Below are 21,299 nucleotides of genomic sequence, written 5' to 3'. Positions count from 1 at the left end.
ACGGGCAGGTTCTGGGGAATCTGCCCGTGACATTGTCACTAAACAAGCTGCGCCAACCAGACCGTTCTTCCCCCGCAGGCGGGATCTTCCACCACATGGTCGACCACGCGGAAGCCGTTCACCTGCAATAAACGTCTGTACTCCTCCGGCGCCAGGCTGGCGTGAAACAGCGGCTGGCCTTCGAAGCTGCCGATCGCCACGCCGTCGGCTGGGCCGCTGGTGAACATCAGTGCGGCCTGCGGCCTGGCATGCCGTCTGAACAGCGGAAACATCCGGCGCTGATCGTCGCGCGCCAGATGAAAGAAGCTGTCCCAGGCCAGCAGGCCATCGAACTTCGTCGCCAAATCCAGCTGGCGCATATCCATTTTTCGCCACTCCTGCTGCGGAAAACGCTGCCGGCAGCGCGCGATCATCGCCTGAGCACCATCGACGCCGGTGACCCGATACCCCTGTTCGATAAAATAGGCGGCGATCGGCGTGCCATTGCCGCAGCCGAGATCGAGCAGCCGCGCATTGGCCGGGGTGAACTGCAAAAAGCGATCGAGCCACGGCCGTTCAAACAGCGTGGTGGGTCTGAGACGTTCCCAGGCGGCGGCATGTTCGGATAATGGTGCTCGCCAGTTTTTCCGTCATTAATATTGTCCCCGTCACGTGATTGGCGCCAAAAAAATAGCCTTTGGTCAGAATTAAAGCGCTTATCCGATAATATATTCATCAACAGACCGTTGACCAGAAATAAAAGGTTTTAACATTTCGACATAAACCAGTACAATTCGCTACCCTGTGTTAACCCTTTTTTTAGGTTGATTGTGTCGTTAGTTCAGCGCTCTGCATCGCGACATCGGGCCGCCGCCTGGTTAGGGATGTTTGCCATTCTGATGTTGTTCATTGCGCCGGTGGTCTCGCGATCCCTGGAGCATGTACGCGCCGGAAGTGCTGGAACGACCGTCATGGCGGATTGCGGCATGGAGATGCCGATGCATCACGGGATGCACTCGCCGCCGCCTGAGCCTGAAAAAGCCTCACAGCCGCTGATGCAGCACGGCGGCGGCCATCACAACATGGCGATGATGATGGACGACAGCGCCTGCGGCTACTGCGTGCTGTTGCTGCACGCGCCGCTGCTGGACGTGAGCCACGCCCCGCTGTTCTGGTCCCGGTTGCTGGCTTCGCGCCCGCCGCCGATTCACTATCTCGTTCCCCTGTTTGCCCACGTCGTTCACACCGAATTACAGCCGCGCGCGCCCCCGTCTCTTTCCTCTGATTTAACAATAAACCCATTGCCGTTCTCTGTATTGCCGTTGATCGCTTCAACCCGGCGGAATTAATTCGCCCAACGGTTAATCATCGAGACGACATTATTAATCCGGTTATTTCCACGTTGATGGAATTAACCCCCGTATTTTCCGATGGTGATTTTCGCCAGGCCGCCCCACGCCTGAATAATCCCACGGCCAAGAACGGAAAAAAGTTAGCTTAAGGAAAGATGATGTTTAAACCGACTTATAAAAAGAACGCCGTTACCCGCGCCATCACCACCGCCATGCCGCTGTTCCTGCTGGCCGGCCACGCGGCGCAGGCGCATCAGCACCCTACCGACGCACAGGTTAATGATGGCGACGTGATCACCGTTACCGCGCCGCTCTACTCTCCGTTGACCATCGTCACCTCGCCGAAAACCCCGCGCCAGCCGGTGCCGGCCAGCGACGGTTCGGACTACCTGAAAACCATCCCCGGCTTTTCGCAGATCCGCAACGGCGGCACCAACGGCGATCCGGTGTTCCGCGGCATGTTCGGTTCGCGGTTGAAGATCCTCACCGACGGTTCGGAAATGCTGGGCGCCTGCCCATCGCGGATGGATGCGCCGACCTCTTACATCTCGCCGGAAAGCTTCGATCTGTTGACCATCACCAAGGGGCCGCAGACGGTGCTGTGGGGGCCGGGATCGTCGGCGGGCACGGTGCGTTTCGAGCGCGAGCGCCCGCGCTTCGACAAGCCGGGCATCAAGGGCAGCGCCAGCGTGCTGACCGGCTCCAATGGCCGCTGGGATGAGAATATCGACGCCAGCCTCGGTGCCGAACAAGGCTACCTGCGGGTGATGGCCAACAAATCCCGCTCCAACGACTATCAGGACGGAACGAATACGCGCGTGCCGTCACGCTGGGACAAGTGGAACGGCGATCTGGCGCTCGGCTGGACGCCGGACAACGACACGTTGCTGGAAGTGACCATGGGGCGCGGCAACGGCGAAGCGCGCTATGCCGGCCGCAGCATGGACGGTTCGCAGTTCAAGCGCGAAAGCCTGGGCATGCGGGTGGAAAAATCCAACATCGGCGAGGTGCTGGATAAGCTGGAAGCGCAGGTCTACTACAACTACGCCAACCACGTGATGGACAACGTCACCCTGCGCTCGCCGGGCAGCGGCGGCATGGGTGGCCACGGGGGCCATGGCGGTATGAGTATGGGCGGCCACGGCGGGCACATGATGTCCTCCGGCATGACGATGCAGCTCGATCGCCGCACCGTCGGCGGCCGCGTGATCGGCACCTGGCAGTGGCAGGACGTGAAACTTGAAAGTGGCCTGGACACCCAAACCAACACCCACCGCAGCATGAGCCGCGGCAGCTGGGAAAAAGACGCCCAGTTCAACAGCTACGGCGCCTTCAGTGAACTGACCTGGTCCACCAGCGAACAGGATAAACTGATCGGCGGCGCGCGCCTCGACCGCACCCTGGTGGAAAATTTCCGCAGCGGCAGCGATGGGGAACGTTCAGACACCCTGCCGAGCGGCTTTATGCGCCTTGAGCATACGTTGGCCGACCTGCCGCTGATGCTGTATGCCGGTGTCGGTTACACCGAGCGCTTCCCGGATTATTGGGAGCTGTTCTCGCCGAAGCTCGGCCCGAACGGCAGCAAGGATCCGTTCTCCAGCGTCAAGAGCGAAAAAACCACGCAGCTCGACATCGGCGCGCAGTACAACGGCAAACGCTTCAACGGCTGGGTCTCCGCTTACGTGGGCCGCGTCGATGATTTCATCCTGTTCAAATACGATCCGCACAACGCGCGTCTCAGCCAGGCCGATAACGTCAACGCCAACATCATGGGCGGTGAAATGGGCATGGGTTACCAGCTAAGCGAGCACTGGAAAACCGACGCCAGCCTGGCCTACTCCTGGGGCAAAAACACCAGCGACGGCCGGCCGCTGCCGCAGATCCCGCCGCTGGAGGCGCGTCTGGGGCTCACCTATGAGTACGGCGACTGGAGCGGCACCGGGCTGTGGCGTTTGGTCAGCAGCCAAAACCGCGTGGCGATCAACGAAGGCAACGTGGTAGGCAAAGACTTTGCCGAAAGCGCCGGCTTCGGTGTGCTTTCCGCCAATGCCGCCTACAAGGTGAATAAAAACGTCAAGCTGAGCGCCGGTCTGGATAACATCCTGAACAAGACCTACAGCGAACACCTCAACCTGGCGGGCAACAGCGCCTTCGGGTATTCGGCCAACAGCGCGGTGAATGAGCCGGGCCGCACCCTGTGGGCCAAGGTTAACGTCACCTTCTAAACCGTACGCCGGGCGATGGGCAACCGTCGCCCGGTCAGGCGATATGCGATCCGGTTCTTAGGATATGAGTTTTAAGTTTTTCCCATTCGGTTGAGCGGCGATTAGTATCACTCTCAATGTAATCAAGGATCCGGAGGGAATATGCAAAAGCTCACTCGTTTTCTGGCCCTGCTCGGCGAGCTGATGATTGAAAAAGCCGAAGACGCCGCGCCGCAGGCTGCTCAGCCTGACGATCGCGACGACGCGTTGCCACCGCGCCTCGAACGTGGGGTTCCGCTGGCCGACCGCTTCCTGTTCATGTAATTCCCCTCACTGTTTTTTGGTCCGGCACGTTCCGATATTTCATTATCGGCCGCCTGCGTCTATCTTCTTTCGATGGTTCCAGCCGATTCATCATAGGAGATAGCAACGCAATGAAGATCAGAACGGTAACCGCGCAAGACACTGAAGCCCTGACGCAGTTATTGAATGACGTGATCGGCGCCGGCGGCACGACGGCGATAGAAACGCCCCTCACCCCCGCCGAATTCAGCGAATGGTTCATCAGCGGCAGCAATGCGCTGAGCTGCCAGGTCGCGGAGGTAGATGGGCTGTTGGTGGGCTTCCAGGCGCTGAGCGCAGATGATGCCCTACCGCCCGATACCGCAGATATTGCCACCTTCTCCCGCCTGTCGCCGAAGGTACGTGGCGTCGGCAGTGCGTTGTTCCCTGCCACATTAGCGGCGGCGAAGTCTCACGGTTTCAAGCACATCAACGCCACCATTCGGGCGGATAACGTCGGTGGCCTCGCCTACTATCACAAAATGGGCTTTCGCGATTACGATCGTTTGCCGCAGGTGCCGCTCAGCGATGGCACGCCGATCGACAGAATCAAAAAACGCTTCTCCCTTTAACCCGCCAACCCGCTCACACTGAACGCACGATATGTTCGCGCAGCCATCGGTGAGCGGGATCCCGATGCGATCGTTCGTGCCACAGCATGGTCATTTCAAAGCCCGGCACCGCCAGCGGCGGCTCGAGCCGTTGCAATAAAGGCTGGTTGCGCACCAGCCGCTCCGGCAGCATCGCCACCAAATCGGACTGCGTCAGCACCGAGATAACGAACAGAAAATGCGGCACGGAAAGCACCACCCGCCGCGTCAGCCCCACGTCCGCCAACGCCCTGTCGGTCATGCCATAGAACCCGCCGCCGTCCGGCGAGACCATCACCTGCTCCAATTGGCAAAATTGCGCCGGCGTCAGCCTGGCATGCAGCTTGGGGTGGCCGACCCGGCCCACCAGCACATAGCGTTCGCTAAACAGCGTGCGCTGCCGCAGGCCTGATGGCGCACCTTCTCGGGTATGAAACACCAGGTCGATTTCCCCTTGCTCCGCCCGTTTGGCGAGGTGCGCCGGGGCGATCTCCAGCACCGCCAGCCGGGTGCCGGGCGCCGCCGTGCGCAAACCGTTCAGCGCCGGCAGCACGATGGTGGATTCGCCGTAGTCAAAGGCGGCCACGCGCCAGGTATCGGTCGCCACGGCGGGATCGAACGGCGTCGCCGGCGTTACCGCCAACTCGAGCGCCGCCAATGCCTGACGTAACGGTTCCCGCAGCTGTTCCGCTCTGGCGGTCGGACGCATGCCGCGTGGGCCGGGCAACAGCAGCGGATCGTCAAAGATCGCCCGCAGTTTGGCAAGATGCATGCTGACCGCCGGCTGGGAGAAATTGAGCCGCTGTGCCGCGCGCGTGACATTGTGCTCTGCCAGCAGCGCATCGAGCGTCACCAACAGGTTGAGATCCAGCCGCCTTAAATTATTCATAGTTATACCTGGGATAACAGTAATTCATTTCTAATATACCGACTAACGCCCTAACCTGCAGCTCTCACACCAAGGAGAGCTGTTATGAATGTGCTGATTGTATACGCCCACCCGGAGCCGCTGTCGCTGACCGGCTCACTGAAAAATTTCGCCGTTGAACGCCTGACGCAGGCCGGCCATCAGGTACAGGTGTCCGACCTGTACGCCATGAAGTGGAAAGCGGCGCTCGACGCTGACGACAGTCTGGAAGGCCCGGCAACGGCTCGTTTCGATCCTTCGCTGGATTCGCAGCGCGCGTTCGCCAACGGCATGCAGAGCGCCGATATCGAACGGGAGCAGCAAAAATTGCGCTGGGCGGATGCGGTGCTGCTGCAGTTTCCGCTGTGGTGGTTCTCGATGCCGGCGATCCTCAAAGGCTGGGTAGAGCGCGTGTATGCCTATGGTTTTGCCTACGGCGTGGGTGAGCATTCCGACACCCATTGGGGTGACCGTTACGGCGAGGGGACGCTGGCGGGCAAACGGGCGATGCTGATCGTTACCGCCGGCGGCTGGGAGTCTCATTACGCCCCGCGCGGCATCAACGGGCCGATCGACGATATCCTGTTCCCGATCCAGCACGGCATGCTGCACTACCCAGGCTTCAAGGTGCTGCCGCCGTTCGTCACCTACCGCGCCGGCAAAACCGATGAGGCACGCTTTGCCGCCCTGTGCGAGCAGCTCGGGCAGCGGCTGGATAATCTGTGGAACGCCGAGCCAATCCGCTTCCGGCGGCAAAACGCCGGTGACTATCTGATCCCGCAGCTGACGCTGAAAGCGCATCTCGCGCCGGGGCAAGACGGTTTCGGCGTTCACATCGAGTAGCAGGATGCGCGCGCCCTGGCGCATCCGAGGCGCGGCGTTAATTCAGGGCGGCGAGAAATGCCTGGTAGCCTTGCGCGCTGCGATCCAATTCGTTGGATTGCAGCGGCTCCACCGTCCCGTCCGACGCGGCCTCCTTGCCGTAAAAGGCGAAGAACGAAGCATAGTCGGCCCGCACGTAGCCGGCGGTGACTTCAAACGGCCGGAAGATTTCCTCCAGCGAATAACGATAGCGCCCGTCGCGCGCATAATCCTCTGCACGCACCCCCGCCGTGACCGCCAACGCCAGCTTCTTGTTTTGCATCTTGTAGCCGCTGCGGGAACCGTAGGCCCAGCCGTAGGTGAGCACGTCGTCCAGCCATTTTTTCAGCAGCGGCGGGCTGCTGAACCAGAAAATTGGGAACTGCAGTACGATGTTGTCATGGGCTTCAATTAGCCGCTGCTCTTGGGCGACGTCGATCTGCCAATCCGGATAGACCTGATGCAGTTCGTGCACGGTATACCGCTCCGGATAGCGCCGCAGCTCCTCCAGCCAGCGTTTATTGACCACCGAGTTCGCTATATCGGGATGGGTCACCACTACCAAGGTTTTCATATCGATTTCTCCAGTCAGGTGTCTACCGGCGCATCATAGGTTATGCTGGAACAATGTAAAATACGCACACTCACGACACATACTTACCCTGGAGAAAGTACCCAATGACCGCTGAATCCCACTGCAGCCCAACGGGCATCAGCCTCGAAGACACCGGCTATGGCTATACGCTGTCGGTGATCAACGGCAAATATAAAATGATTATTCTTTACTGGCTGGCGTTGTATAAGCCGGTATTACGGTTCAACGAGCTGCAGCGCTGTATCGGCACCATTTCGTACAAAACGCTGAGTTCGACGCTCAAAGAGCTGGAAAAAGATCGCCTGGTGGTGAGAAAGGAGTATCCGCAGATCCCGCCCAAGGTGGAGTACAGCCTGTCCGAGCGCGGGCGTTCGCTGATCCCGGTGATCGACATGATGTGCAACTGGGGGGAGCAGCACCGGCCGGAACAGCCGGTGCCGTGAGAAATGACCTCGGCCAGGCCTCGTCGGCGCTGCGCGGTGCAGCGCTTCAGCTCAACGAACAGAACCTGGCGGACAAGAAATACGTTTCATCCTGCAGCGGCGAGTACGCCTGCATCTACGGCAGTGGCCGCAGCATCATCGCTTCGGTCAACTACCGCTGGTAACTAAAATGGGCGGCCAGCGCCGCCCATTTCTTCCGCCTTTCCCGCCGCCTTTACTCCTGCTTCAGCTCTCGCAAATGCTTGTACACCGTGGCGCGCCCCATCGACAGCACGTTGGCGATGTAGTCCGCGGCGCTTTTGGCCTTGAACGCCCCCTGATGATAGAGATCGCTGACCAGCCGTCGTTTCTGTTCGCGGCTCAGCGCGCCGAGTGCGGCGTTTTCGCGCCGCAGCCAGTCGAGCAGGAAGGTGTTGATCTTCTCCTGCCAGTCATCTTTGAACAGCGCTTGCGGCTGTGGCTGCAGCCGGGTGACCGACAGGAACATGTCCAGCGCGTTGCGGGCGTCCTCGAACATCGCGGTGCTCAGGTTGATGCACAACAGATAGCTGGGCTTGCCCTGCTCGTCGCGCGCGGCGATGCTCACCGAGCGCATCTTTTTGCCGTCCCAGTTCAGCTTCTCATAGGGGCCGGTCACGCCGGCGCCGCCGGCAAGTTCGAAGTCGTCCAGCCCGGCGTCGTCACCCGGTTTGCGCTTCGACAGGTTGTTCGCCAGATAGGCAATCTTGTTGGTGGCCAGATCGTGGATTACCACTTCCGCATTCGGGAAAAACAGCGCCGCGACGCCGTCGGCGACCGAGCGCAAAAGTTCGAGTTGAGAAGAAGAGTTCGGCACGCTGGGGTGTCTCCGTATAGCCCGGTTTGGTTTGCTGTTCAGCCGCTTAGCATACCGCAGTTGCCGCCGCTTGCCGAGTGGATGGCGTTTGCGCTCCCTGCTCCGACGGCGGCGCTGCAAGCGCCCTTATTGTTCACACCCGGGATCAGGATTGTCCATTGCCGGTCGTCGGAAAAATATCCCCCGCCAGACGAAAGAGGAAAGGGAAATATTTAAAGTCACTTTATTTACATGCCATTTTGTTATTTAAAAGCCGCATCTTTTCCAATGACATTAATCACCATCCCTTTATTGAGTTATTCACTTCATGCCGATCGCGAATTGATTAGCGGACTCCTTTATACAAGAAGAATCTCATAAAAATCATCATCTTTCGCATAAAGAAAAACGTCAATTCGGACTATTCCTAACTATTTCCTTCTGGCATAGAGAATAAATTTAACTTGCAGTACTGCAATAAGGATGCAGCTTAATTTGAGTTGTATAAGCAATTTAATTTAAAGGACTTTTACTATGAACCATGAATCCATGGCGGACTGTTCCGCCAACGGCTACATTATTGAAGTTTCAAGTTTTAAACTGCCGGCCTCACTCAGCCCTGAAGCGTTTGCCGTATTGGACAAGCGTGTAGAAGAGGAATTTATCTCAAACCAGAACGGGTTCATTTCGCGTGACTCAGGCATCAGCGTAGACAATGAACCTCGCTGGGTGAACATTGTAAAATGGGAGACGCTGTTGGATGCAGATGAAAACATCTACCAATTTACACGGGCTTCCGCGCCGGCGTCCGTCAAAGAATATCTGGCGAGTATCGGCGCTGAGCCGGTGGAATTAAAACGCTATCAGCATACCGGCGCGTAATGCGTGCCGGATGACCACGCCACGGCGGCGCGGTCTTCTTTAACGCTGATTGGCAAAACCTGAACGGGTGGCCGCTCGCGGTCATCCGTCCGTTTCAGGTGAGCACATTTGTCAGACCCTACCTCGACGACCGCAACACATTAAAACAGCCTCGGATTATGCTTCTCTTTGCACGATAAAAACACGGCCGCAGACGGCGTTTTAACAGGATTTTAACGCTGCCGAGGGGAAACGCCATTGTCAACATAGCAGTTAAATAAAATGAAACTTTTTGATCACATTCAAGCTTCTGAAAAATAGATGAAAAGGGTTTTTATGCGCTTTATATGCATAAAGTATGCATGCACCCGCTCAGTGCCAATGAAAAGTAATTAACTATTCATTTGCCGCCCTGCAGGCGGCGAAAAACCGTCCGCTGGCCCGATGAGAGGGGGGCTAACAACCGGCATAATTAGTGGTAAATTTAGCGTCGCAAAGTGTTATGCGCTTGCTAATCCACGGTTAAACGAAATAAATACCTCTAATATATAAAGGTTGGTTATGGAAAAGCTATCCTACGCTTCAGACAGCAGCACCACCGCTTGGGCTACATATCTGCAACAAATCGATCGCGTCGCCCCTTACCTCGGCGAGCTGTCACGCTGGGTTGATACGCTGCGTCATCCTAAGCGCGCTTTGATTGTCGATATCCCGCTGCAGATGGACGATGGCACCATCCGTCACTTCGAAGGTTTCCGCGTACAGCACAACCTGTCGCGTGGGCCGGGCAAAGGCGGTATCCGCTTCCACCCTGACGTCGATCTGAACGAAGTGATGGCCCTGTCCGCCTGGATGACCATCAAGTGCGCCGCGGTCAACCTGCCGTACGGCGGTGCCAAGGGCGGCATCCGCGTCGATCCGTTCAAACTGTCTGAAGGTGAACTGGAGCGACTGACCCGCCGCTACACCAGCGAAATCGGCTTCATCATCGGGCCACAGAAAGACATTCCTGCGCCGGACGTCGGCACCAACGCCAAAGTGATGGCCTGGATGATGGATACCTACTCCATGAACCACGGCACCACCATCACCGGCGTGGTCACCGGTAAGCCTATCCACCTCGGCGGCTCCCTGGGCCGTGAGAAAGCGACCGGCCGCGGCGTGTTCGTCACCGGCAGCGAAGTGGCCAAGCGTCTGGGCGTGCAGATTGAAGGCGCCAAAGTGGCGGTGCAAGGCTTCGGCAACGTGGGCAGCGAAGCGGCTCGCCTGTTCGTCGGCGTCGGCGCGCGCGTCGTCACCATCCAGGACCACTCCGCTACCCTGTTCAACGCCAACGGCATCGATCTGGCCGCGCTGACCGAATACCAGGCCAAGCACAAGCAGATCGCCGGCTTCCCTGGCGCCAGCGAGATCGAAAGCGAAGCGTTCTGGTCGGTCGACATGGACATCCTGATCCCTGCGGCGCTGGAAGGCCAAATCACCCGTCAGCGCGCCGAAATCCTGAGCGCCAAGCTGGTGCTGGAAGGCGCTAACGGCCCGACCTTCCCGGAAGCGGACGACATTCTGCGTTCCCGTAACATCACCGTGGTCCCGGACGTTATCTGTAACGCCGGCGGCGTAACGGTCAGTTACTTCGAGTGGGTGCAGGACATGGCGAGCTACTTCTGGAGCGAGTCAGAGATCAACGAGCGTATGGACAAGATCATGACCGACGCCATGGTCCACGTCTGGAACAAGGCGGCCGAGAAAGAGTGCAGCCTGCGCACCGCGGCTTACATCGTGGCCTGTGAGCGCATCCTGACCGCACGTAAAGAGCGCGGCATCTACCCAGGTTAATGCCCGTATCCCGGCCTGCCCCGGCAGGCCGGATTTTCCTCAGCGCAAACAGCGCTTCAACACCTTACCGGTACTGGTCATCGGCAAACGCTCGACGAACTCGACGATACGCGGATACTTGTACGCCGCAAGCCGCTCCCGGCTCCAGGCAATCAGCGTTTCTTCCTCGATCGGCTCTTCCGTCTCTTTCAACACCACCACCGCTTTGATCTCTTCGCCCAGCGACGGGTGTTCAACGCCGATCACCGCCACCAACGACACCGCCGGATGGCGAATCAGCGCCTCTTCAATCTCGCGCGGATAGACGTTGAACCCGCCGCGGATGATCATGTCCTTGGCCCGATCGACGATGAAATAGAAGCCGTCGGCGTCGCGGCGCGCCAGGTCACCGGTGCGGAACCAGCCGTTTTCCAGCACCTCCGCCGTCGCCTCAGGGCGGTTCAGATAGCCTTTCATGATGTTGTAACCGCGCACAGCGATCTCCCCGACCTGGTCGGTGCCGTCGACCGGCTGCCCGGTGGCGTCGAGCAGGCGCACCTCCACGCCCCAGATCGGTTGGCCGATGGAGCCGGGTTTGGTTACCCGATGGGGATGGTTAAAGGTGGCGACCGGGCTGGTCTCCGACAGCCCATACCCTTCGAGAATGTTGACGCCGAAGCGGCGCGAGAAATCCTCCAGGATCTGCACCGGCAGGCTGGCGCCGCCGGACACCGCCATACGCAGCGTGCTGCGCAAGCGCTCGATATCCGTGTGTTCATCCAGCGCATTCAACAGCGCCCAATACATGGTCGGCACCCCGGCGAAGAAGGTGATGCCGTACCGTTGCATCAGCGCGATGGCCTGCGCGGCATCGAAGCGCTCGACCAGCACCAGAGTGGCGGCAGCGGCAAACCCGGCGTTCATCTGCACCGTCGAACCAAAAGTATGAAACAGCGGCAAGGTCACCAGGTGACGATCGGGGGCCGTCTCCGAACCGTCGAACAGCCGCACCGATCCCAAGGCGTTGAGCACCAGATTGGCGTGAGTCAACTCCGCCCCTTTGGCGCGGCCGGTGGTACCGCTGGTATACAACACCACCGCGGTGTCGCTTTCGAGCGTCGTCGCCGAAGCGAATTCGGTAGCCTGTTCGGCTATTGCCGCGCTGAAACGCTCCCCCTCGAGCGGCAACCGATCGCCGATGATAAACACCTCGCGGCACTGCTCCGCCTTCGCCGCCGCCCTCAGCGCTTCCTCCCCCAGCGGCAGGCCGCTGCTGCCCTCGAAACAAAACAGCGCCACCGCCGCCGAATCCGCCAGGTAATAGTCGAACTCTGCGCTTTTAAGCAGAATATTCAGCGGCACCACCACCGCGCCGCTTTTGAGAATGCCGTAATAGATAGCCGGAAACTCCGGCCGGTTCGGGCAGGCCAGCGCCACCCGTTCACCGGGCCGCACGCCGCGCGCAGCCAACAAATTCGCCACCCGATTGGCCATTTCGTTAAGCGCCCGATAGCTGAGCGGGTTGTCGTCCTGTATCACCGCCGGCCGCTCCGGCCAGGTGCGCGCACTCTCTTCAAGCAAGGTAGCCAGATTCAGCATCGAGGATCCTCCCTGGGGTTGAGCGGCGAGAAAAGCGCCGCAGTATCACGAGTATAGATAGGCGCTTTGCGGTTCGCATTCCCAGGGGCGCTGGGCTATACCTTAGGCAATCCCTATCCCGCAGGAGTTGTGATCATGAGCAAGAAAAAGATTCTGATGCTGGTCGGCGACTACGCCGAAGATTACGAAACCATGGTGCCGTTTCAGGCATTGCAGATGATCGGCCATTGGGTGGACGCCGTGTGCCCCGGCAAAGCCGTCGGCGATTATATCCAAACCGCAATCCACGACTTTGACGGGGCGCAGACCTACAGCGAGAAACCCGGCCACCGTTTTACCTTAAATGCCGACTTCGCCGCCGCCAAAGAAGAGCACTACGATGCGCTCTTGATCCCCGGGGGCCGGGCGCCGGAATACCTGCGTCTGAACCCCGACGTGATCGCACTGGTGCAGGCGTTTGACGCCGCGAAAAAACCGATCGCCGCCGTTTGCCACGGCCCGCAGCTGCTGGCGGCGGCCGGGGTGTTGAAAGGCCGCACCTGCAGCGCCTACCCGGCCTGCGCGCCGGAAGTGCGGCTGGGCGGCGGCCATTATGCGGAGATCGGCATCGATCAGGCGCACGTCGACGGCAATCTGGTCACCGCCCCGGCCTGGCCGGCGCATCCGCAGTGGCTGGCGAAGTTCGCCGAGGTGTTGGAGCAATAACGCGGCGCTAGCGGAGCTGCTCGATCAGGAAGTGGATGTCGTACAGCCACCGCTTAGCGCGCGCGGAACGCACCAGCATCGATACGCACAGCGGCCGGGGATGCTCTTTGCACGCGGAGGGGGAAAACCAGCGCCCGGTGTTGGTCGGCGGCCGGAAATACAGTTCGTGGTTGTAGTTGCCGCTGTCGACGCCGAAGGTATCGAAGTAGCGGCGCATCAGCGTGTTGGAATCGCTGAACGACAGGTTGAGCGCGGTGTTGATCTCGGTTTCCGGGGTAATGGCCACGCCCTTCTTCAGCCGCCCTGATGCGTTGAAGGCGGCGATAAGCGCGATGACCTGTTGCTGAATGTCTTCTGCCATGACGACCTCGAGCCGATATGAGTAAAAGATGAATGCGGTTCTCTGTCTGACTCTGCTCACCGCAGCGAGTTCTGGCCGCCGGCCGGGTTTTCTGTTTCTTTACACTTTCCATAAAAAAACGCGCGCAGCCAAATGCCTGGCGCGCGCGGTCGGCGGGCACCGGCGCCACCGGGCGCTGGTAGTGCGGATCCAGCGACATACAGCCGGTCAGCAGCGGTAAAGTTAACATCATGACTCGTGGCAACACGTTATTCTCCTGCCTGTGACGGCGGGTTGGCGGGCCGACGGGTAAACATACGGCGCACCAACACATAAAACAGCGGGACGAAAAAGATGGCCAATGCGGTGGCGGTGATGGTGCCGCCGCGCCAATCAGCGTTTCACCCCGCTGGTGCATCTCCTCGGCGAACTCGACGATCAAAATGGCGTTCTACCATCGGTATTGCCGGCATCGACAGAACAATGCGCTTTAATATGCTGGCAACGTCAGGAAAAGCGGTTGAGGCCGCCGGAGATGTCAATACGCTGATACTGGACAAAACCGGCAAGAGGTCGAATCGCTTATCAACGCGCATATTCAGCCACCTACTTGGGGGATATTTGGCGAACCCCGCGTCAACGTGCTCAAGCTGAATATGGCGCTGCAAGCAGCGCTTGGCTCGCAGACGCGCACGCGGTGAATGCCTTACACCGGCAGCTGGTTGGTCGCGCAGTGAATGCCGCCGCCGCCGGCTGCGATAGCGTCGATCTCCAGCTGCACCACCTTGCGCTGCGGATAGAGCGCCGTCAGCAGCTCAAGCGCCGCCCGGTCCGCCTGCGGGTCGCCAAACTCCGGGGCGATCACCGCTCCGTTGATGACGAAATAGTTGATGTAGCCCGCCGCAAAATCCGGGTTGTTGCGGCTGAATCGGCTGTCGCGCGGCGCCAGCGGCGGCGAAAGCGTATGCACCTGCAGCCGGCGGCCGTCGGCGTCAGTCGCCGCCTTGAGGATCGCCAGATGTTGCTGGGTAACTGCATGGTCATAAGAGTCCGGATCGGTGTCCAGATTGGCCACCACCACACCCGGCCGCACGAAGCGGGCGTAAAAATCGACGTGGGCGTCGGTGATGTCCCGGCCTTTAATGCCCGGCAGCCAGATAATTTTGCGCAGGCCGAGCATCGCTTTCAGCTCCTGCTCCACCCGGTCCCGGCTCCAGCCTGGATTACGGTTCGCATTCACCCAGCTGCTTTCGGTCATGATGCCGGTGCCGTGCCCGTCCACTTCGATACCGCCGCCTTCGCCTATCAGTGCGCTGCGACGCAGTTGGGCGGCACCGTAGCGGTTGGCGGCAAACGCCGCCAGGCGCGCATCTTTGGCATGCCGCTGTTTATTGCCCCAGCCGTTGAAGTTGAAATCCACCGCCCCGAGTTCGCCGGCGCCGTTGACGACGAAATTGGCGCCGAAGTCGCGCACCCAGATGTCATCCAGCTCGGTGACGACATAGCTGACATTGTGACTGCCGCAGGTGGCCTCGGCCAATTGCCGTTCACGCTCGCGGCAAAATACCGTCACCGGCTGAAACTCGGCGATGGCACGGGCGATACGGCCCTGCGCCGCCTGCACATCCGCCGTGAATTCGCCCCAGATAGCCCGCTGCGCGCCGAAGGCGAGAAATGCCCGCTGCTGCGGTTCCCCTTCGTCGGGCATCCGCCAGGCCGGATTAAGCGCAGCTTCTGCGTGACCGTGTAACGAAACACCCAGCGAGGCCGTCAGACCGACTCCGGCGACGGCGGAAAGCTGTTTAATAAACACGCGGCGAGTTGACATTAAAGACCTCTTTTAATCATTTATAATTCAAAAAGTTAACCGAATAATTCACGGTTATGCGGTTGAATCTTATGCTAGTCTTCCCCTGCCACCGCGACAAACGATATATTTAGTGGATATCTGATTAGACAGGCTTATCGATAATGTTAAAACACTGGCCCCCCTTGAGCGCACTGCGCGGTTTCGAAGCGGCGGCGCGCCTGGGCAGTTTTCATCAGGCCGCCGAAGAATTGCACCTGACCCAGTCGGCCATCAGCCAGCAGATCCGCAGCCTCGAGGCATTTTTGGAACAGCCGCTGTTCTTCCGCACCGGCCGCAGCGTAACGCTGACCGACGCCGGCCACGATTTGTTCAGCACCGCACAGGTGATGCTGCAACAGCTGGCGGTCGGCATTCGCCGTTTGGATCAGTACCGCAAACCCAATCAGCTGATCGTCAACACCACTCCGGCTTTCGCCCGGCACTGGCTGATGCCGCGGCTGGGCGACTTCAATCGGCAGCATCCGCAGGTCGACCTGTGGCTGTTCACCAGTTTTGAACCGCCGAATATGGCGACGGACAGTATCGATCTGGCGATCCGCGACGATCTCAGCGCGCAGGCGGACTGCACCTTTAACGTGCTCTGCAGCGACCGGCTCTATCCCGCCTGCCACCCCAGCCTGCTGGCGCTAGCGGCGGAGCAGCGCATGACCCTGCACGGCGAACGGGAGATGGACTGGAGCCACTGGACGGTGGCGGGCGGCGCGCACGTCGGCCAGCGCGACAGCGGGCTGAACTTCTCCGATCCCGGTCTGCTGCTGGACGCCGCCTGCCAGGGGCTGGGCGTCGCGTTGGTCAGCCAACTGCTGGCGCAGCAAGCGCGCGACGCCGGGCTGCTGCAACCGTTAACCGAGCAACGCGTGCGCGGCGCCAACTGGGCGTGGCTGCTACACCGCGACAGCGAACACAACCCGCTCACCCGGCACTTCTGCCAATGGCTGCAGTCGGCGTTGCCCGCCGGTGCATAACGCGCCACGTCACGATTCGCTACTCTGGTCAGGCGGCCCCGCCTGACCGCTGCTACCTTCAATAAAGCGCCGCAACAGCCCGAAGAAAACGCGCTAACCTGCTGTTTCAAAATAATTAGTTGAATTCACCTGATAATTGAAAATCGCTAAAAGGATCTTCTATGTCTGCCGGTTTATTGAAAACGATAGCTCTGAGCGTGGCCCTGGCCTGCACCGTTCCCACCGCCTTTGCCGCCGATCTGACCGCTGGCGCGGTCGCTGCCCCGGATCAGTATGGCGCAAAAGTCGCCGCGCACATTCTGCAGGCCGGCGGCAACGCGGTCGATGCGGCGGTCGCCACCGCCTTTACCCTGGCGGTCACCTACCCTGAAGCCGGCAATATCGGCGGCGGCGGCTTTATGACGCTGTATATCGACGGCAAACCCTATTTCCTCGACTACCGCGAAGTGGCCCCCAAGGCCGCCAGCAAAACCCTGTACCTGAACGAGAAAGGCGAAGTGATCGAAAATCTCAGCCTGGTGGGCAGCCGCGCCGCCGGCGTGCCGGGCACCGTGCTGGGGCTGTGGGAAGCCCACAAGCGCTTCGGCAAGCTGCCGTGGGCCGAACTGCTGACGCCGGCGATCGGCTACGCCCGGCAAGGTTTCACCGTGGCGGATCAGCAGTATCAGTACCGTGAAGACGCCAACAAGCTGTTCGCCGGTAAAACCAACTTTGGCGACTATTTCGGCGCCATGAAGCCCGGCACGGTGTTCAAACAGCCGGAGCTGGCCGCCACCCTCGAGCGCATTGCGAAGTCGGGCGCCGACGATTTTTATCACGGCGAAACCGCGCGCCTGCTGGTGGCGCAAATGCAGCGCGACAACGGGCTGATCGGCGCGGCGGATTTGGCCGACTATCGGGTGAAATGGCGTGAGCCGATGCGCATCAGCTGGCGCGGCAACACCGTGTATACCGCCCCTCTGCCCAGCTCCGGCAGCATTGCGCTGGCGCAGCTGCTGGGGATAAAAGAAGATCGCGCCGCCGACTTCAAGGGCGTGCCGCTGAACTCGGCGCGCTATATCCACCTGCTGGCGGAAATCGAAAAGCGCGTGTTCGCCGATCGCGCCGACTACCTCGGCGACCCGGATTTCACTCAAGTGCCGGAAGCGCAGCTGATCGCCCCCGACTACCTGCAAAAACGCGCCGCAGAAATCAACCCGACGGCGATCTCGCCGACCGAACAGGTGCGGCCGGGGCTGGAAACCCACCAAACCACCCACTTCTCGATCGTCGATGCCGCCGGCAACGCGGTCAGCAACACCTATACGCTCAACTGGGACTTCGGCAGCGGCGTGGTGGTCAAAGGTGCCGGCTTCCTGCTCAACGACGAGATGGACGACTTCAGCGCCAAACCCGGCGTCGCCAATGCCTTCGGCGTGGTGGGCAGCGACGCCAACGCCATCGAGCCGGGCAAGCGCATGCTCTCCTCGATGAGCCCGACCATCATCACCCGCGACGGCGAAGTCAGCCTGGTGATCGGCACGCCGGGCGGATCGCGCATCTTCACGTCGATCTTCCAGGTGATCAACAACCTCTACGATTACCATTTGCCGCTGGCGCAGGCGGTGGCCGCCCAGCGTGTGCACCATCAGCTGTTGCCGAAGGACACCCTGTACTATGACAGCTTTGCGCCGCTGACCGGCAAACCGGCGGAAGAGCTGAAAGCCATGGGCTACACCCTCGAAGATCAGGGCTGGAACATGGGGGACATTCAGGCTATCCGCATCGATGGCCGCACGCCGGAAACCGCGTCCGATCCGCGCGGCCGCGGCGTGGGGCTGGTGGTGAAAAAGTAACCCTCCGGCGGCCCACCTCCGGTTAAACGGGCCGCCGCTCTCCCCGCACAGATGGCCGCTGTCTCCTTTTTTACTCATCTATACTGAATCGACAGGCCTGCGTTCAACGACGGCGGCGCCTGCGGTCCGCCTTGGACGATAAGGATAATATTCATAGTAAATCAATCACCTGTATTTATCGTAAGCGGTGTCGGAGGCAATCAATAATGGCGAAAAGACGAGCAGTTCCCGGGGTTCATCCCTACGATGGGCCCGCCGGCGGTTGGGGCGCGCTGAAAGCGACGGCCATCGCCGTGCGCACACAGATGGATACCCTGGAGGCGCCGGTAACGCTGATGCGCACCAATCAGCCCGACGGGTTTGATTGCCCGGGATGCGCATGGCCGGATAAAGAACATCGATCCACCTTCCAGTTTTGCGAAAACGGCGCCAAAGCCGTGACCTGGGAAGCGACCAGCAAACGCGTGACGGCCGAATTCCTGGCGCAAAATACCGTGACCTCACTGCTGCGGAAAACCGACTATGAACTGGAGGACTATGGTCGCCTGACCACGCCCCTGTTCTATGACGCCGGGACCGACACGCTGCGCCCGCTGGCTTGGGATGAGGCGTTTCAACGCATCGCCGCCGTTTTGCAGACGCTGCTGCCGGAGCAGGTGGAGTTTTATACTTCCGGCCGCGCGTCCAATGAGGCGGCCTATCTGTTCCAGCTGTTTGCGCGGGAATTTGGCAGCAATAACTTCCCCGACTGTTCCAATATGTGCCATGAGCCGACCAGCGTAGGCCTGCCGCAGTCGATCGGCATCGGCAAAGGCACCGTGTCGCTGGATGACTTTGACAGCGCGGAGCTGATTATCTCCATCGGGCACAATCCGGGCACCAATCACCCGCGCATGATGGGCACGCTGCATGAATTGGCGCGCAAAAAAGTGCCGATTATCGTGTTCAATCCGCTGCGCGAGCGGGCGCTCGAGCGTTTCACCGATCCGCAAAACGTCATCGAAATGGCGACCTACAGTTCGACCCCTATCGCCTCCACCTACTATCAGGTCAAAGCCGGCGGCGACGCCGCGGCGCTCAAAGGCATCGCCAAAGCGCTGCTGCAGTTGGATGACGAACATGGCAATGCGCTGGACCACGCCTTTATTGCCGAGCACACGGAAGGTTTTGCGGATTTTGCCGCCGATCTGAAGACCACCGGTTGGGATGCGATTGAGGCGGAGAGCGGCCTGGCGCGCCGGGATCTGGAACAGGTCGCCGCCGCTTACGCGAAATCCAACGCCACCATCGTGACCTACGGCATGGGCATTACGCAGCACAACAAAGGCACCGCCAACGTGCGCCTGATCGCCGATCTGCTGCTGTTGCGCGGCAACATCGGCAAACCGGGCGCCGGCATCTGCCCGCTGCGCGGCCATTCCAACGTGCAGGGCAACCGCACCGTCGGCATCACCGAAAAACCCTCGGCCGATTTTTTGGCGAAGCTGGAAACGGTGTTTGGCTTCACCCCGCCCAAAGCCCACGGGCATGATGCCGTGAAATGCATGCAGGCGATGATCGACGGCGCCTCGAAGGCGTTGATCTGCCTGGGCGGCAACTTCGCCGTGGCGCTGCCGGACCCCGAGCAGAGTTTCCCGGCGATGAAAGCGCTGGAATTAAGCGTGCATATCGGCACCAAACTCAACCGCAGTCATCTGTTGGTGGCGAAACAAACCCTCATTCTGCCCTGCCTGGGGCGTACCGAGCTGGATCTGCAGGCCGGCGGACGGCAATCGGTGACGGTGGAGGATTCGATGTCGATGGTTCACGCCTCGTCCGGCAAACTCAAACCGGCGTCGGAGCTGTTGCGTTCGGAACCCGCCATTGTGGCCGGCATGGCCAAAGCGGTGATGCCCGCCAGCAAGGTGCCCTGGGATGAACTGATCGAAGATTACGACGTGATCCGCGATTTGATCGAAAAAACCATCCCCGGCTTCGACGATTACAACGCGCGCATTCGTCAACCCGGCGGTTTCCGCATGCCGCTGCCGCCGACTGAGCGCCAGTGGCCGACGGCGACGGGCAAGGCGATGTTTTCCGTATTCAGCGGGCTGCATGAGGACGAGACAACGGCAGACAAAGACACGCTGCGGCTCATCACGCTGCGCAGCCACGATCAGTACAACACCACCATCTATGCTCTGGACGATCGCTATCGCGGGGTCTTCGGCCGGCGCGACGTCTTGTTCATGAATGACAGCGATCTGCAACGTTTGGGGCTGGAGCATGGCGACGTGGTCGATCTGGAAACGGCGCTGCCCGGCTGCACTCAACGCCTGGAGGGCATCACGGTGATCGCCTACAACATTTCAGCCGGTTCGGTCGGCGCCTACTATCCGGAGGCCAACGTGCTGGTGCCGCTGCATTACATCGATGAGGAAAGCGGCACGCCTTCGTACAAATCGGTGCCGATCCGCGTAACGCTGAGATCCAAAGAGGTGCGCGAGGTCAACATCGCCTAGAGGAAAGCGGTTTGGAGGCCTTCTCCGGGTTGCTCGGCCCGGAGAAAGGCTTCTCATAACCCTTTATACCTGTGCCACCAACACATTGACGTTGGCCGGGAAAATCAGCCCTTCCAACGCGTTGCCGCTGTCGGAGGTCACCAGATAATCGACTTCGGGCCATTTGGCCACCAACGTCATCGCATGTCCGCGCAGCTTGTTTTCGTCCGCCAGCACGATGCATTTGCGGCTCTGCGCAATCATTTTGCGCGCGATGGCCGCTTCATTGACGTTCTGATCCATTACGCCGGTCTGCACGTTGACCGCGCCGGCGCCGATGATGGCGTAATCGGCGAGAGAGCAAACGGTAATGAGAAAGATATTTTTGGCCTGCCCCTACAGCCACGCCGACGCCAACGTCGTGCAGCAACGCTTTATCGCCTGCAACGAGGTCGCCGCCGCTATCGTGCGCGCCGGCAGCGCCGTTTTTAGCCAGGTCAGCATGTCGCATCCGATCAACCTGTGTTTGCAAGAACTCGACAAAACCGCCATCGGCAAGTTGTGGGCGCCGATCGACGCCCTGTTCATGGCGGCGATGGATGAGTTGATCGTGCTCGACTTGCCGGGTTGGCAAGAGAGCAGCGGCATCAAGCGCGAGATGGACTCTTTCGCCGCGCGCGGCTGCCGCGTCAGCCTGTGGTCCGAGGTTGCGGGCGAGTTCAATTGAGGCCTGCGCCCCGCC

The 21,299-nt window shown here is 60.1% G+C and carries 21 protein-coding genes and 3 pseudogenes; 15 read left to right on the top strand and 9 right to left on the bottom strand.

Going from position 1 to position 21,299, the window contains the following annotated elements; genetic code table 11:
- Positions 1-38 precede the first annotated feature (38 nt).
- Positions 39-633, bottom strand: a pseudogene (locus tag GF111_RS26270) (class I SAM-dependent methyltransferase).
- A gap of 230 nt (positions 634-863) precedes the next feature.
- Here GF111_RS26270 and GF111_RS26265 point away from each other — a divergent pair.
- The 4 genes from GF111_RS26265 (at position 864) to GF111_RS26250 (ending at position 4,449) form a co-directional block, all read left to right on the top strand.
- Positions 864-1,328 carry a DUF2946 domain-containing protein gene (locus GF111_RS26265; protein ID WP_071605293.1) on the top strand — a complete coding sequence of 155 codons (465 nt, stop codon included), beginning with the start codon at positions 864-866 and terminating at the stop codon, positions 1,326-1,328.
- 161 nt (positions 1,329-1,489) lie between these two features.
- Positions 1,490-3,556, top strand: a complete 2,067-nt coding sequence (locus tag GF111_RS26260; protein ID WP_038871602.1) for a TonB-dependent copper receptor — start codon at positions 1,490-1,492, stop codon at positions 3,554-3,556.
- A 141-nt stretch (positions 3,557-3,697) separates the two neighbouring features.
- Positions 3,698-3,859 (top strand): hypothetical protein, encoded by a 162-nt coding sequence (locus GF111_RS26255; protein WP_162838235.1) that lies wholly within the window; start codon positions 3,698-3,700, stop codon positions 3,857-3,859.
- Positions 3,860-3,969: 110 nt separating this feature from the next.
- Entirely contained in the window at positions 3,970-4,449 is a 480-nt protein-coding gene (locus tag GF111_RS26250) for a GNAT family N-acetyltransferase (RefSeq protein ID WP_055312658.1), read from the top strand.
- A gap of 13 nt (positions 4,450-4,462) precedes the next feature.
- Here GF111_RS26250 and GF111_RS26245 read toward each other — a convergent pair whose 3' ends face one another.
- Positions 4,463-5,356: a LysR family transcriptional regulator gene (locus tag GF111_RS26245; RefSeq protein WP_038871597.1), complete on the bottom strand. Its 894-nt coding sequence runs from the start codon at positions 5,354-5,356 to the stop codon at positions 4,463-4,465.
- Positions 5,357-5,440: 84 nt separating this feature from the next.
- Between GF111_RS26245 and GF111_RS26240 the strand changes: the two genes are divergently transcribed.
- The gene (locus GF111_RS26240) at positions 5,441-6,217 is read left to right on the top strand and encodes an NAD(P)H-dependent oxidoreductase (RefSeq protein ID WP_134268440.1); all 777 of its coding nucleotides are present in this window, start codon (positions 5,441-5,443) and stop codon (positions 6,215-6,217) included.
- Positions 6,218-6,254: 37 nt separating this feature from the next.
- Here the strand turns inward: GF111_RS26240 and GF111_RS26235 are convergent, their stop codons facing one another.
- Entirely contained in the window at positions 6,255-6,809 is a 555-nt protein-coding gene (locus tag GF111_RS26235; RefSeq protein WP_147191421.1) for an NAD(P)H-dependent oxidoreductase, read from the bottom strand.
- A 104-nt stretch (positions 6,810-6,913) separates the two neighbouring features.
- Between GF111_RS26235 and GF111_RS26230 the strand changes: the two genes are divergently transcribed.
- Positions 6,914-7,273, top strand: coding sequence for a helix-turn-helix domain-containing protein (locus GF111_RS26230; protein WP_025302868.1), 360 nt, complete (start codon positions 6,914-6,916; stop codon positions 7,271-7,273).
- Positions 7,270-7,437, top strand: a pseudogene (locus GF111_RS26225) (hypothetical protein); the annotation flags it as partial. The gene GF111_RS26230 and the pseudogene GF111_RS26225, both read left to right, overlap by 4 nt.
- Before the next feature lie 50 nt (positions 7,438-7,487).
- Here GF111_RS26225 and GF111_RS26220 read toward each other — a convergent pair.
- On the bottom strand, positions 7,488-8,108 hold the full coding sequence (locus tag GF111_RS26220) for a transcriptional regulator (RefSeq protein WP_147191423.1): 621 nt from the start codon (positions 8,106-8,108) through the stop codon (positions 7,488-7,490).
- Between the two features lie 513 nt (positions 8,109-8,621).
- Between GF111_RS26220 and GF111_RS26215 the strand changes: the two genes are divergently transcribed.
- Positions 8,622-8,969 carry an antibiotic biosynthesis monooxygenase gene (locus tag GF111_RS26215; RefSeq protein WP_038871585.1) on the top strand — a complete coding sequence of 116 codons (348 nt, stop codon included), beginning with the start codon at positions 8,622-8,624 and terminating at the stop codon, positions 8,967-8,969.
- Between the two features lie 540 nt (positions 8,970-9,509).
- Positions 9,510-10,784 (top strand): Glu/Leu/Phe/Val dehydrogenase, encoded by a 1,275-nt coding sequence (locus GF111_RS26210; RefSeq protein WP_047730686.1) that lies wholly within the window; start codon positions 9,510-9,512, stop codon positions 10,782-10,784.
- A 39-nt stretch (positions 10,785-10,823) separates the two neighbouring features.
- Here the strand turns inward: GF111_RS26210 and GF111_RS26205 are convergent, their stop codons facing one another.
- Positions 10,824-12,362, bottom strand: a complete 1,539-nt coding sequence (locus tag GF111_RS26205; RefSeq protein ID WP_047730685.1) for a long-chain fatty acid--CoA ligase — start codon at positions 12,360-12,362, stop codon at positions 10,824-10,826.
- Positions 12,363-12,497: 135 nt separating this feature from the next.
- On the opposite strand from GF111_RS26205, the gene GF111_RS26200 reads away from it, so the two are divergent.
- Positions 12,498-13,067: a DJ-1/PfpI family protein gene (locus GF111_RS26200; RefSeq protein WP_004937978.1), complete on the top strand. Its 570-nt coding sequence runs from the start codon at positions 12,498-12,500 to the stop codon at positions 13,065-13,067.
- A 7-nt stretch (positions 13,068-13,074) separates the two neighbouring features.
- On the opposite strand, the gene GF111_RS26195 is transcribed toward GF111_RS26200, so the two are convergent.
- A complete protein-coding gene (locus GF111_RS26195; protein ID WP_038871577.1) occupies positions 13,075-13,428 on the bottom strand; it encodes a DUF1493 family protein in 354 nt (117 codons plus the stop codon).
- Between the two features lie 248 nt (positions 13,429-13,676).
- Positions 13,677-13,793 (bottom strand): annotated as a pseudogene (locus GF111_RS26785) (hypothetical protein); the annotation flags it as partial.
- 198 nt (positions 13,794-13,991) lie between these two features.
- Here GF111_RS26785 and GF111_RS26780 point away from each other — a divergent pair.
- On the top strand, positions 13,992-14,108 hold the full coding sequence (locus GF111_RS26780; RefSeq protein WP_080347998.1) for a potassium-transporting ATPase subunit C: 117 nt from the start codon (positions 13,992-13,994) through the stop codon (positions 14,106-14,108).
- 5 nt (positions 14,109-14,113) lie between these two features.
- On the opposite strand, the gene GF111_RS26180 is transcribed toward GF111_RS26780, so the two are convergent.
- Positions 14,114-15,235: an agmatine/peptidylarginine deiminase gene (locus GF111_RS26180; RefSeq protein ID WP_038871575.1), complete on the bottom strand. Its 1,122-nt coding sequence runs from the start codon at positions 15,233-15,235 to the stop codon at positions 14,114-14,116.
- A gap of 143 nt (positions 15,236-15,378) precedes the next feature.
- On the opposite strand from GF111_RS26180, the gene GF111_RS26175 reads away from it, so the two are divergent.
- From GF111_RS26175 to GF111_RS26165, 3 genes are all read left to right on the top strand, one after another.
- The gene (locus GF111_RS26175; RefSeq protein ID WP_038871573.1) at positions 15,379-16,242 is read left to right on the top strand and encodes a LysR substrate-binding domain-containing protein; all 864 of its coding nucleotides are present in this window, start codon (positions 15,379-15,381) and stop codon (positions 16,240-16,242) included.
- Between the two features lie 161 nt (positions 16,243-16,403).
- The gene (gene ggt / locus GF111_RS26170; protein WP_110611168.1) at positions 16,404-18,077 is read left to right on the top strand and encodes a gamma-glutamyltransferase; all 1,674 of its coding nucleotides are present in this window, start codon (positions 16,404-16,406) and stop codon (positions 18,075-18,077) included.
- A gap of 203 nt (positions 18,078-18,280) precedes the next feature.
- Positions 18,281-20,578 carry an FdhF/YdeP family oxidoreductase gene (locus GF111_RS26165; RefSeq protein WP_110611298.1) on the top strand — a complete coding sequence of 766 codons (2,298 nt, stop codon included), beginning with the start codon at positions 18,281-18,283 and terminating at the stop codon, positions 20,576-20,578.
- Positions 20,579-20,641: 63 nt separating this feature from the next.
- Here the strand turns inward: GF111_RS26165 and GF111_RS26160 are convergent, their stop codons facing one another.
- Positions 20,642-20,899, bottom strand: a complete 258-nt coding sequence (locus GF111_RS26160; RefSeq protein WP_255606825.1) for a hypothetical protein — start codon at positions 20,897-20,899, stop codon at positions 20,642-20,644.
- A 28-nt stretch (positions 20,900-20,927) separates the two neighbouring features.
- Between GF111_RS26160 and GF111_RS26155 the strand changes: the two genes are divergently transcribed.
- The gene (locus GF111_RS26155) at positions 20,928-21,284 is read left to right on the top strand and encodes a DUF1937 family protein (protein ID WP_047730679.1); all 357 of its coding nucleotides are present in this window, start codon (positions 20,928-20,930) and stop codon (positions 21,282-21,284) included.
- Positions 21,285-21,299 lie beyond the last annotated feature (15 nt).

This window comes from Serratia sp. HRI (assembly GCF_010119335.3).
In the GTDB taxonomy this organism is placed as follows: Bacteria; Pseudomonadota; Gammaproteobacteria; order Enterobacterales; family Enterobacteriaceae; genus Serratia; species Serratia nevei.
Note: the sequence above shows the minus strand (reverse complement) of the source record. Positions and strands in the feature narration are given on the sequence as shown.